The organism is Flavobacterium aquidurense, assembly GCF_001404985.1.
GTDB lineage: Bacteria > Bacteroidota > Bacteroidia > Flavobacteriales > Flavobacteriaceae > Flavobacterium > Flavobacterium aquidurense_B.
Map to the genome: position 1 here is coordinate 67668 of NZ_JRLF01000009.1, position 13400 is coordinate 81067.

The window sequence follows — 13400 nt, forward strand, 5'->3', positions numbered from 1 at the left end:
TTATGACTTTAACGATTTTTTATCCTCCTTCAAATCCTTAATTACTTTTTTTAATTCACGTATTCTTTCTTCGTACTGCTCTATTACAGTATCAGACAGTTGATTGAAGATTTGCCCGGAAGATATTTCCTTATTATTAACTTCTAACTTTAATAATTCATCCGGAGTTATACCAAAAATTTTACAGATTCTTAAAATATGACTGGCCCAGGAATGACTTTCACCACTTTCCATTCTGGCATATGCAGATTGTGATATATCAAGATAATCTGCCACTTCTTCTTGTGACATTTTTTTATTTTTCCGAAGTATTTTTAACTTATTGCCTACAATAACATTCATAATTGATAAAGTTTTTATAAAACAAGAAAGATGTTTTATAAATATATACTCACAAAAATCAGATATTTTTTTAAATAAAAAAATAGCTAATACATTTCTTATTAAAAATACCCGATAATCACATAATACAAACGCTTACAAAACAGTAATTTAGGCATGCCCAAAAAAACAATAAATATTTTCTCTCAAATAAAAAAAAACCAAAAATGACCCATTCTGCTTTGCTTCTTTCCCTTTTTATAATAATTGTAGTGCTAGGATATCGATTCAGCAAAAGATATCCCTAAAAATATCTGTCACAATTATTAGAAAGAAACATATTTTAAACCTACAAAATAATGAATTTTAATAACGACCCCTCCGAAGAAACTAAAAATGAATGGAACAACAATCCCAATAATTGGATTTGGGGAATTTTCTATTACAACCCAAAAGACACCAGATTGTTTCCTTCTAAAAGAATAAAGAAACTGGGATGGACAATTAATTTTGCGAATCCTAATTCAGTATTTTTAGTATTAGTTGTCATTGCAATTATTCTTATAGTTGCAGCACATCTTTAGCAATCAAGTTTAAAAAACAAGTAATTCTTCCAACTAATTTATTCATTGAAAACATGAAATTTTTTATTTTCAAATATAGCATCGCTATTATTAGCTGTATTTATTTAGCCTACTTTTTTTACAACCCAAACCATAGCGGTAATATGATAAAAATGGGAACTTCGATGGCATTGGCTTTTTTTATTTCGGTCTCTATGTTTACCCAAATAAAAAACGGAAGATAAAACATGTAACATTCCTCAATTAAAAATATTTAATTAAATTTACTTTAGTTCAAAGACAAACACATCAACATCAATACTTTATAATCATGAAAAATGATGATGAACCAAGCCATGAAACTCAAAACGAATGGGAAAACGACCCAAATAATTGGATTTGGGGAATGTTTTATTATAATCGAAAAGATAAGAGATCCTATTTTCCCAAAAAAATAAAACAATTTGGCTGGCACGCTAATTATGCAGATCCTAGTTACAGCATTATAATTTTATTATTGATTGCAATAATTCTAATTTTGATAAAATATTCCAGATAGTCAGCTTTAAGGGTATCTAATTACCTAATAAAACTAAAATATGCTGCGCAACATTTACCAATTATAAATACTACTTTTGATTTTTTAGAGTTAAAGTATTTATGTTGAAAAAATTACTGTTTTTAACGGTTTTCATCTGGTATTCCGGGCTTCAGGCGCAGGAAACGGACTCATCGTACAAAACCAAAAAAGTAATTGCAACGCGTGATACTATCCATATTGAAGAATTCAGCATAAATTCCAGCTTTTTCGAAATTCTAAATACTAAAAATGAACCGCTGGATTCTACTTTTTATAAAATTGATTTTGAAAAAGGAACTTTGATTTTAAAGGAACAATTAGCTTTATCATCAGATACCCTGATTGTAAATTATTTAAGATATCCGGATTTTATAACTAAAGAATACAGCCTGTACAAATCCAATCAAGTAGTTACGAATGATGTAGGTTCTGAGAAATTGTACAAAATAGAAAACACCAATACTAAAAAAGTTACTCCGTTTGATGGTTTAAATACTTCTGGAAGTATCACTCGCGGTGTAACTGTTGGAAACAATCAAAACACAGTTTTAAATTCGAATTTAGATCTTCAGATTACCGGAAAAATATCTGATAAAATTAGTTTACGTGCTTCCCTTCAGGACAATAATATCCCGTTGCAAGACGGAGGATATTCTCAAAAACTCGATCAGTTCGATAATATTTTCATGGAACTTTTTAGCGATGACTGGAATATTCGTGCCGGTGATGTTTTTTTGGAAAACAGAAAAACTCAATTTTTAAATTTCAATAAAAAAGTACAAGGACTTTCTACCAGTTTCAATTTTGGTGATGACGAGAGCAAAACCAATATTTTTGCTTCTGTTGCTTTTGTAAAAGGCCAATATGCCAAAAGTACTTTTACCGGTCAGGAAGGCAATCAGGGACCTTATAAATTAAAAGGCCAAAATGGTGAATTATATGTACTGGTAATTTCAGGATCTGAGCGTGTTTATGTAAATGGTGTTTTGCTAAAACGTGGCGAAAACAACGATTATGTCATCGATTATAATGCCGGAGAAATCACTTTTACCTCTCTTTTTACTATTACTTCTGAAATGCGTATTAATGTTGAATACCAATATTCTGAACGAAACTATAATAGATTGGTTACCTATGCGGGCGCAACACATGAAAATAAAAATTGGAGCTTTGGCGGTTATATCTATTCTGAAAATGATATGAAAAACCAACCGCTGCAGCAAAATCTTTCTACAGAACAAGTTCAGATTTTAAACCAGGCCGGAGATAATCCTGATTTAATGAAAGCGCCATCAGCATATGAAGACACTTATGCAGATAATAAAATTTTATATAAAAAAATACTGGTCAATTCTGTTGAGGCATACGAATATTCTAATGATCCAGGTAATGTCTTGTACAATGTAAAATTTAGTCTTGTAGGTAATAATGCCGGAAATTATAGTATACAGAACAACAATTCAGTAGAACGTATTTATGAATATACCGCGCCAATTAATGGCGTTTTACAAGGAAATTATGAGCCTATTGTAAATCTAGTTGCCCCAATAAAACTGCAGGTCGCTACTTTTTTAGGGAAATATAACCCCAATGAGAAAACCCTTGTTGACTTTGAAATAGCGGTAAGTAATAATGATAAAAATTTATTTTCGAAAATTGATGACAGCGACAATGATGGAATTGCACTCAAGACCAATGTAAAAAAACGTCTTTTTACCAGAGAATGGACTTTAGATGCTTTTGCAAATTACCAATTTGTGCAGGAAGATTTCAGATCTGTCGAGCGTTTGTATAATATAGAATTTAATAGGGATTGGAATTTAAATGAAACCCTTTTAGGCAATCAAAGTTTATTAATGACAGGATTAAATTTTGATCTATTTGCTAAAAAGGAGACTTCAAATATTGGTTTATTTACTTATCAGTTTGAAAAATTGGATTATACCGAAAGTTATTCCGGAATCAGACATACCACAACTGCTTTTTTTAAACTAAAGAAATGGACAATCGAAAACCAAGGCAGTTATCTAAATAGTGATGCTACGAGTTCGACTTCAAAATTTATCAGAAACCAAACCCGTACTAAATATCATTTTGGCAAAAACTGGATTGGTGCCAGTATGCAAATCGAGAACAATCAGCAAAGGGATAAAGTGACCAATGCTTTTTCGGCTTTAAGCCAAAGATTTTCAGAATATGGCACTTTTATTGGTCGGGGTGACAGTACAAAAGTGTTTGTAGAAATTGGATACCTGCAACGTCGAAATGACAGTTTGCAAAACGGATTATTGCAACACGTAAACAATTCGCAAACCTATTATTTAAAGTCGAAACTGATCCAGAACAAAACAACAGATTTAGCAGTTTATGCCAGTTATCGCAATTTAGATTTTACAGATTCATCACGAAAAAATGAACCTTCACTAAATTCAAGAGTTTTATATAACGATCGTTTTTTTAACCAATTCATGCAAATAGGAACAGCTTACGAAACCAGCTCGGGAACTATTGCTCAACAAGAGTTTACTTATATTGAAGTCCCTACAGGACAAGGTGTTTATACCTGGAATGATTATAATGGCAACGGAATTCAGGAATTAGAAGAATTTGAAATTGCAGCTTTTCCGGATCAGGCCAGATATGTCAGGATCTTTTTACCCAATCAGGTTTATATTAAAACCAACCAAAATAAATTTTCGCAATCTGTTGCTTTAAATCCGCTGCAATGGCAAAATGAAACCGGTTTCAGGAAAATCGCTTCTTACTTTTACAACCAGACTTCTTTTATTATGGATCGAAAGGTAAAAAGCCGGGGAGAGCGTTTAGAACTAAATCCGTTTGATTCATCACAAGAAAATATTTTAGGACTAAATTCCAGTTTTAGAAACAGTTTATACTATAACCGCGGAAAACAGAAACATTCCGTAACCTATACTTATCTTATAAATAAAGGAAAAAATCTACTTTCAATTGGGTCACAAAATATCACAAACAGCTCGAATCAATTGCAATACACTCATTTGTATCAAAAAAGCTGGTTATTTAACTTTTTCACGAAAACCATTAAAACCAATTTGATTTCTGAAGATTTTGAAGAGAAAAACTACGATTTGAATGGATATCAGGTTGCACCAAAAATCAGTTATTTGTTTTCAAAAAATACAAGTTTAGATTTCTTTTATGAATTTCAGAACAAAGAAAATCAGATTGGAAATTTAGATACTTTAGTTCAAAACAGACTTGGAACTTCTTTTTCCTTTGCGGGAGAGAAAAAAGTAACCCTAAATGGAGAATTCTCTTTTTACCAAAATAAGTTTACAGGAAATGAATTTTCATCAGTAGGTTTTCAGATGCTTGAAGGACTTCAGCAAGGACAAAATTTAGTCTGGAAATTGCTTTTACAGAAAAATCTAACCCAGTTTCTGGATGTAAATTTAAATTATCAGGGACGAAAAAGTGAGACTGGATCTGTAGTTCACACGGGCAATGTACAGCTTCGTGCTTATTTTTAACAGTTTACGAAAAACGTATTAATAAATTGATTAATTTTAATTGAAATTTAAACTCGTAACCCTATGAAAAAATTATTATTACTTTGTTTTATGGTTGTTTTTTCTTCTAGTTTCTATGCTCAGGAAACAACTGCAAAGGAGTCAAAAAGCAAAACCGAAACTGCTGCCAAAAAGAAAAAAGCAACTGCTGACAAAGCGGCATCTGATGCGAAAAAAGAAGCTGCAAAATCAAAAAAAGCAGCAAAAGAAGCTACTGATGCTTCGACCGCAGCAAAAAAAGAAAGTGCTTCAGCAACTAAAAAAGCAGCTGATAAAGATGCTGCAAAAGCTAAAAGTGATGCTGCAAAAGCCTCTAAAAAAGCAACTGCAGCAGCAGATGGTGCAAAAGCTGACGTAAAGAAAGCAGACGCAGCAGCCAAAAAAGATGCTACAGCTAAAAAAACAACTACTAAAACATTAAAAGAAACTACCGAAAAAGCTCCAAAAGTAGCTGATAAAGTTACCGGAGAATATAACGGGAAAAAAGTATATACGGGGCCAAAAGGTGGTAAATACTACATTAACAAAAATGGAAATAAAACGTATATACAAGACTAAAATAATTTTGCAACAATACAAAAGGAACTATTTACTAGTTCCTTTTTTTATGCAAGTTCTTTAAAAAAATGAAACATTACTTAACATATAAGTAACTTTACTTTTTGAAGATTAATTTTATTTTTATTTTTTAACGGATTACTTGGCTTAGACAAGAATATAGAGTTAATAATTTAGTAATATGTGCGAAATAACATAAAAAACATATTTCTCTATCTTCGTTTTTAAAAAGCGTTAAACTATGAGCATTGACTATTCTGCGAACAAAACAATTTTAGTTGCTCCATTAAACTGGGGACTAGGCCACGCCACAAGATGTATCCCAATTATAAAAGCGCTTCAGGAAAATAATTTTATCCCCATAATAGCCTCTGATGGTGTTGCATTGGCATTATTGCGAAAAGAATTTCCATATATTCAAACTCTTGAACTTCCTTCTTATCATATTGAATATGCAAAGAACGGTAAGAACTTTAAATGGAAACTGATTAAGAATTTACCTAAAATGATTGTCGCTATCCTGGATGAGAAAAAAATGGTAAAAAGCTGGATCAAAAAACACGGAATCGACGGAATCATTTCTGATAATAGATTAGGTGTTTTCAGCAAAAAAATCCCTTCTGTTTTTATGACGCATCAATTGAATGTAATGACGGGAAACACAACTTGGTTTACCAGTAAATGTCATCAGCATGTTATAAAAAAGTATACTGAATGCTGGGTTCCTGATACTAACGAAGCGATAAATTTAACGGGAGAACTGGGTCATCTCAAAACAACTGATCTTAATCTTAAATATATTGGTCCTTTAAGCAGAATGCGTAAAAAGGAAACGCCAAAGCTATATGATTTGATGATCATTTTATCCGGACCGGAACCTCAACGCACTTTTTTAGACGAGAAATTACAAAAAGAAGTTGCTGATTATAAAGGTAAAGTTGTTTTTGTACAAGGTATTGTAGAGAAAGCACAAACTAAATGGCAAGCCGGAAATGTGACCTATTATAATTTTATGAACTCAAAACAACTGGAACAAACTTTTAATGAAAGTGATTTTGTTTTATGCCGTTCCGGGTATACAACGGTAATGGATTTGGCAAAACTAGGCAAAAAAGCCTTTTTTATTCCTACTCCGGGACAATATGAGCAAGAATACCTCGCGGTAAAACTACAACAGGAAAATCTTGTACCGTATGCAATGCAAGACGACTTTACCATTGAAGATCTTTCAAAAGTAAAGTCGTTTAAAGGCTTAACTCAGTTTAACGAAGATATAGACTGGGATTCTTTATTTAGTGTTTTCGAGGATTAATCTAGAAATTAAACTGCGCTTGCAATCTTAATAAGTTACCCTGCTGACGGTTGACGGGAAGTAAACTGTCCTCAAAAGTACGATCAGCAATAACATATTCTGCTGTAAGCTCAAAAGCTTTCAGTGGTTGCCATTCTATACCAATTTCATAATCTCTAACGACATAACTTCTTGCGTCTTTTTCGTATTTTTTTCCTCCGTCATAATATTGAAATTTAGCAAAAGGATAGATATGTTGCTTTTTGATGTCTAATTTGTAGTTCAATAAAACATAACCTCCGTTTAGATCTGTTTCATCAACTGTATTTGTTACTGTATTATATCGTGGTCCTGTACCAATGTTATACTCGGTCTGAATCCCGAAAGGCCTGGGATACAATACAAAAGTTGCCCCTACTCTTTGATCTTTTACATATTGAGGATCGTCTACTTTTACTCCTGACGAAATTTCGCCGGTAAAAGCCCATTTTCCGGTATAAGCCTGAATTCCGGGTTCGATAATCTGACTGCCAATAACAAACGGATAGGTTAATCTTGCTACCACATTCAAATCACGGTTTCCGTCAAGTTTATTGGCAATTTGACCGTTGTAAACTCCAAAAGCAAAAACTCCATAATCACCTGAACCTTTGTAACCGTCTTTTACCAGCATAGCAAAACGCTCTCTAATTTCGGCTGGAGCCCAATAAAAGAATATACCTAAATCACGCTCATTTAAGATCGCGCTATTCATTGCATCATTACGGTCTAAAGCTAAACGCTGCGAACTGGATTGCATATTTTCGAAACCATACGGAATTTTACTTTGCCCCACACGAACGCGGTATTCTCTTTTCTTATCAAAAGAAAGATCAAAGTATAAATCACGAATCTGAACAAAATTCTGAATTCCGGTACTTGGCGAACTGGCGAAATCAGGCTGAAAATAGAAAAAGACATTTGGGTGAACCTGACCTGAAAACACTAAACGTGCACGACGAATAAATAGTCCGTTATTTGCTTGTGCATCTGGTGCTGTTGAAGTTGTTCCCCAGGATTTATCACATTGTTCACAGGAAACTTTATCATTTGTAGAGAAAAGACCGTTGTAGCGTATTTGTGCATAACCTCTTAAAGATATTTTGTCATACCAGTGTTCTTCAACTCCTCCGCCAGATTTAGTATCTGGAAGCTTTGCTTTATTGATAGAATCTAAAATACGCATTACTTCGTTTTTTACATCCTGTTTATTCAGATCCTGCGCATTTGCTGCAAAACTTATCAGTAATAATATGACAGCTATTTTTCTTTTTATCATTATTTCTTTAGTTCCCTTAATTTCAGGGTACAAAGATGACTCACCTATGTTAAGAAATCATTAACAAGATGTTACTATAATAAAAATTTAATGTTATGAGGTTTTGCTGTATCTTGATTTATTGTTAAAAAGCCATCTTTTACGGCAATTTATTAAAATCTGCTTACAATTTTTTAACCTCAGGTTTTTGTGCTTTTAATGCTTTTTCAAGTGTAAATGAGAATTCAGAACCAATACCGAATTCACTTTCTACATATACTTTTTCTTTATGCGCTTCGATAATATGTTTTACAATGGCCAATCCAAGACCTGAACCACCTTCTGATCGGGTTCCGCTTTTATCAACTCTGTAAAAACGTTCAAAAAGTCTTGGGATATTTTGTTTTTCAACTCCTTCTCCATTATCACTAATTCTGATTAAGACTTTTTTCTTGGTCAGGTTCACAACACCAACTTCGGTTAAACCGCCGTCTTTACCATATTTAATAGAGTTTACAATCAGGTTTTCGAGAACTTGCTGAATTCTGTCCTGATCGCCACGCACAATAACCGACTGTACATTTTTGCTTTCAAAAGCCAGTTTAATTTTCTTTTTGTCGGCTTTCATTTCCAGAAGATCAAAAACATTCTGAATCAATTCAACAATATCAAAATCGGTAATCATTAAATCCAGATCACCAGATTCTAATTTGGTAATCATATCAAGATCCTCGACGATATAAATTAATCTTTCTACTCCTTTTTCAGCACGTTTCAGATATTTTTTTCGAATGGTTTTATCATCCATTGCGCCATCAAGCAAAGTAGAAACATAACCCTGAACAGTAAACAAAGGCGTTTTAAGTTCATGTGAAACGTTACCCAAAAATTCTCTACGATATTGCTCCCTGATTTCCAGCATTTCGATTTCCAGCTTTTTATCTGTAGCAAACTTTTTTACTTCGCGTGAAAGAGTTTCCATATCGGTAGTTATGGGCTGATTGATAAGAGTTGTAGATTCTAATAAAGAAACCTCATCGTAGATTTTTTTTACTCTTCTGTAAATAAAGCGTTCTACCCGATATTGTAAAACTAAAAATGAGAAAATATAAATCGAAATAATAAAAATTATTCCAAATGCAACTTGATGTTTCAGCTGATTTTTATAGAATAAATTCATCAGAATCAGTACAAATCCTGTTCCGAAAAGACTTATATATAATGCCGACTTGACAGCAAATTTGTATGTTTTTTTAAAATTAATTTTCATTGAATTATTGAACTTTTAAGAAATTACTTTTTTTCACCATATAAGTGATATAAGTTCATTTTACTTTTGACTATAAATGACTTAGCACATGTAAACGCTATGTTTACATGTGCTAAATATACTAATTTTTAAAAATTGCGAAACAAATTAAATGAACTTATATCACTCACTTATATGGTTCGAATTTTACAGGATGTTATACCTCAAATTTATAACCTACACCTTTTATGGTTTTAAAAAGGTCTTCTCCTATTTTTTCGCGTAACTTTCTAATGTGAACATCGATTGTTCTTCCTCCTACTACAACTTCATTACCCCAAACTTTATCCAGGATTTCGTCTCTTTTAAAAACTTTTCCGGGTTTTGAAGCCAGTAAATAAAACAATTCGAATTCTTTTCTTGGCAAAGCAATTTCAACATTGCCTTTAATAATTTTGTATTCTTCTCTGTTAATCTCTATTCCGCCTACATTCAGGGTATCACTAACAACTTCTTGTTCTTTTAACCTTCTTAACAAAGCCTTTACTTTACTGACCAATAATTTTGGTTTTATTGGCTTGGTGATATAATCATCTGCACCTGCATCAAAACCAGCAACTTGTGAGTAATCTTCGCTTCTGGCAGTAAGGAATGTTATGATAACATTATTTAATTCAGGAATTTTTCTGATGTGTTCGCAAGCTTCCATTCCGTCCATTTCAGCCATCATTACATCCATAATAATTAAGTCCGGCAATTCTTTCTGAGCCTTTGCTATTGCTTCTTTTCCGTTTGAAGCAGTAACAATCTGATAGCCTTCCTGAGCAAGGTTATAGCCAACGATTTCTAAGATATCTGGTTCATCGTCAACTAATAAAATCTTGGTTTGTGTTTTTTTCATAAATAGCAAAAATTGAGATTTTTACATCAAATTTTCTTCATTAAATATTCGATGTTTTTTATTTCACAGCGTAAATATACTAACAAAATAACCGTTAAAAATTGCGGTTAACGGTAATTTAATCTGGTAACAATTTGATAATCTTGAGAACACAAAAACATAACAAGTGCGTAACATGAACTTTACAAGACGGTTCTTTCTTTGCACAAAAATAAATTAAACACAACACTGAAATGAAATTCAATTTAAAATTTCTATTTATTGCATTATTTATCTGCACGATTTCTATCGCTCAGAACAAAGGTACAATTTCTGGCGTTTTAACCGACAAAGAAACTAACAATGAAGTTTTACCATTTGCTAATGTTTTACTTAAAGGTACAAATATTAGCGCAAACACTGACATCGACGGAAAATATTCGTTGAATGTAAATCCGGGAAATTATATTATTATTTTTAGTTTCGTTGGATATGAGTCTGTAGAACAACCAGTAACTGTTAAAGCAAATGAAACCATTACTGTTAATCAGGTGCTTTCATCAGGAGGATATACTCTTAAGGATGTTGTTGTAAAATCTTCAGCAGTAAACAGACAAAAAGAATCTGCCCTGCTTTTAGAACAAAAAAATGCAGTAGATATTAAACAATCTATTGGAGCACAAGAACTTTCTAAAAAAGGAGTTAGTGATGTTGCCAATGCTGTTGTAAAAACTACAGGTATTACGAAACAAGAAGGTACTGGTAACATTTTTGTAAGAGGTTTAGGAGACCGCTACAACTCTACTACTATGAATGGTTTACCAATACCATCTAACGATCCTGAAAAGAAAAACATTAATTTAGATATTTTCTCTACCGACATTATTGAATTCGTATCTATTGATAAGGTTTATAATGGTAAGTTTTTTGGAGATTTTGCCGGAGGTAACGTTGATATTGTTTCTAAAGACTACAAAGGAAACGGTTTTTTCAAAATCGATGCTGAATCAAAAATAAACACAAATGCTGTTGGAGAAAACAACTTTACATTACAAAAAGGTCCAAATGCTTTTGGATTTAGCAAAGCTGAAATTCCAAACAATCCGCTTAATCAATATGGATTTAACACGCTTCAATTTGAAAAGAAAACACCTCTTGCCGGTTCACTAGGAATTTCGGGCGGTGATACCTTTAATGTTGGAGAAGAAGGAAAAATCAACATTTTTGGAACTGCTTCTTTCACTAACGACTACTCTTCAAGAACAAACGGAACTGCAAAAGGAAGTGTAAATGCTGCTGGTGTTGCCGGAAAAGACTTAGATTACAAATACCTGGCATACAGCACAAATACAACAGGGATGTTTAATGCAGGATACAAAATCAACAACAATAACAAAATCAACTTCAACTCTTTGTACATTAACACATCTGCACAAAAGAAAGAAGAATCATCAGGATATATTGTTGATTTAGCAAATGACGGAAACGGGTACATTCGTAGAAATGAATATGAAAAAACTGATTTATGGGTAAACCAATTATTAGGTGAACATAAATTAAGCGACAGAAGCACTCTTAACTGGGGAGGTTCTTACAACATAGTAAACCAAAGTATTCCGGACAGAACTTACAATACATTGAATAAAATTGATGGTGCTTATGTAATCAACTCTCAGTCTGCACCAAATAATAACCATTATTTTCAGGAGCTGAAAGAAAATGAATTAGCGGCAAACTTATCTGTAAATTATAAGTTTAACAAAAATGACGAAGGAGATTACAAAGGAAAGTTTACTGTAGGGTATAACGGAAGATTTAAAAACAGAGATTTTGAGGCAACTCAATTTAATCTTAAAACAACTACATCTCCTGTTTCTCATACTGGTGACATTGTTGACCCAAATAATCTGGATTTATTTTACAACCAACAGAATTTCGCAAACAACTTCTTCACAATTTCTACTTTCCGTGGAGGTCCGGAAGTTTCAAATGCACTTGACCCACAAACTTATGGTGGAGATTTAACTATTAACGGTGGATTTTTAAATACTGAATATAAATTCAACACTAAACTTACTGCAGTTTTAGGATTAAGAGCGGAAGTTATTACTCAAAATGTTGAATGGAGCACACAGTTAGATCCTGACGGAGGAAGCGATAAATTAGAAAAAACAGCTTTCTTACCAAGTTTAGTTTTAAAATACGAACTTAATGAAAAACAAAATTTACGTTTAGGATTCAGCAAGACATATACATTACCTCAGTTCAAAGAAAGATCTCCTTTTATTTATGAGGAATTTTTACAAGCTAAAGTTGGTAACCCGTTTTTATATGCTTCAGATGATTATAACTTAGATTTAAAATGGGAGATGTTCCCACAAAGTGATGAAGTTGTTTCTCTAACTGCATTTGGTAAATATATTTTGAACCCAATCAATGAAGTTATCATCAACTCATCTACAAATGATATCTCTTATGTAAACTCAGGAGATTATGGTTATGTGGCAGGAGCTGAATTAGAATACAAAAAAGTACTTTTTAATTTTGACAGCGAAAACACAAAAAGATTAACAGGAGGTCTTAATGCGTCCTATTTATACAGTAAACAAGAGTTAAATGACGAAAAAGTTCTTGAAGAAACTAACGGAACACGTCCAACTACTTTTACGAATAAAACAGGTAAATTTACAGGAGCTTCTCCTTTATTATTAAATGCTGATATATCTTTCTATAACGAATGGAATGACAAAAACAGCAACCTTACTACAACCTTAGCATACAACTATTTCTCTGACCGAGTAAATGCAATTGGTACACTTGAAAAAGGTGACTTAGTTGATAAAGCTGTTGGTTCATTAGATTTTATTGCAAAATCTAAATTAAGTAAAAACTACGGTCTTGGTTTAGTGGTAAAAAACATTCTTGACCCAACTGTAAACAGAGTTCAGGAAAACCAATCCGGAGATGTAAATGTTTTGAGTTACAAAAAAGGTTTAAACTTAAGCTTACAATTTAGCTATGAGTTCTAAATAAACAGATATTTTGAATTAGTAAAAAAAGACAGCTTTATGGCTGTCTTTTTTTTATGGAATGTTTTTACATTTTAAATC

11 protein-coding genes are annotated in these 13400 nt (G+C 32.5%); 7 read left to right on the top strand and 4 right to left on the bottom strand.

All coding sequences use genetic code 11. The features are described 5' to 3' along the window. Positions 1 to 342 carry a helix-turn-helix transcriptional regulator gene (locus RC62_RS06320; protein WP_055093706.1) on the bottom strand — a complete coding sequence of 114 codons (342 nt, stop codon included), beginning with the start codon at positions 340 to 342 and terminating at the stop codon, positions 1 to 3. Positions 343 to 680: 338 nt separating this feature from the next. Between RC62_RS06320 and RC62_RS06325 the strand changes: the two genes are divergently transcribed. From RC62_RS06325 to RC62_RS06345, 6 genes are all read left to right on the top strand, one after another. Beyond that, the gene (locus RC62_RS06325) at positions 681 to 905 is read left to right on the top strand and encodes a DUF5808 domain-containing protein (protein ID WP_055093707.1); all 225 of its coding nucleotides are present in this window, start codon (positions 681 to 683) and stop codon (positions 903 to 905) included. Positions 906 to 958: 53 nt separating this feature from the next. After that, the gene (locus RC62_RS22840) at positions 959 to 1129 is read left to right on the top strand and encodes a hypothetical protein (protein ID WP_157472390.1); all 171 of its coding nucleotides are present in this window, start codon (positions 959 to 961) and stop codon (positions 1127 to 1129) included. Between the two features lie 86 nt (positions 1130 to 1215). Then, a complete protein-coding gene (locus RC62_RS06330) occupies positions 1216 to 1443 on the top strand; it encodes a hypothetical protein (protein ID WP_055093709.1) in 228 nt (75 codons plus the stop codon). A gap of 101 nt (positions 1444 to 1544) precedes the next feature. Beyond that, on the top strand, positions 1545 to 4976 hold the full coding sequence (locus tag RC62_RS06335; protein ID WP_055093711.1) for a hypothetical protein: 3432 nt from the start codon (positions 1545 to 1547) through the stop codon (positions 4974 to 4976). Between the two features lie 63 nt (positions 4977 to 5039). Next, positions 5040 to 5573, top strand: coding sequence for a hypothetical protein (locus tag RC62_RS06340; RefSeq protein WP_055093713.1), 534 nt, complete (start codon positions 5040 to 5042; stop codon positions 5571 to 5573). Between the two features lie 241 nt (positions 5574 to 5814). Next, positions 5815 to 6885 (top strand): glycosyltransferase, encoded by a 1071-nt coding sequence (locus RC62_RS06345; protein WP_055093715.1) that lies wholly within the window; start codon positions 5815 to 5817, stop codon positions 6883 to 6885. A 1-nt stretch (position 6886) separates the two neighbouring features. On the opposite strand, the gene RC62_RS06350 is transcribed toward RC62_RS06345, so the two are convergent. From RC62_RS06350 to RC62_RS06360, 3 genes are all read right to left on the bottom strand, one after another. Beyond that, positions 6887 to 8182 (bottom strand): porin, encoded by a 1296-nt coding sequence (locus RC62_RS06350; RefSeq protein WP_055093717.1) that lies wholly within the window; start codon positions 8180 to 8182, stop codon positions 6887 to 6889. A gap of 163 nt (positions 8183 to 8345) precedes the next feature. Beyond that, positions 8346 to 9431, bottom strand: coding sequence for a sensor histidine kinase (locus tag RC62_RS06355; RefSeq protein WP_055093719.1), 1086 nt, complete (start codon positions 9429 to 9431; stop codon positions 8346 to 8348). A 196-nt stretch (positions 9432 to 9627) separates the two neighbouring features. Then, positions 9628 to 10311 (bottom strand): response regulator transcription factor, encoded by a 684-nt coding sequence (locus RC62_RS06360; RefSeq protein WP_041518469.1) that lies wholly within the window; start codon positions 10309 to 10311, stop codon positions 9628 to 9630. Positions 10312 to 10544: 233 nt separating this feature from the next. Here RC62_RS06360 and RC62_RS06365 point away from each other — a divergent pair, with 233 nt between their 5' ends. Further along, a complete protein-coding gene (locus RC62_RS06365; RefSeq protein WP_055093721.1) occupies positions 10545 to 13319 on the top strand; it encodes a TonB-dependent receptor in 2775 nt (924 codons plus the stop codon). The last annotated feature ends 81 nt before the right edge of the window (positions 13320 to 13400 follow it).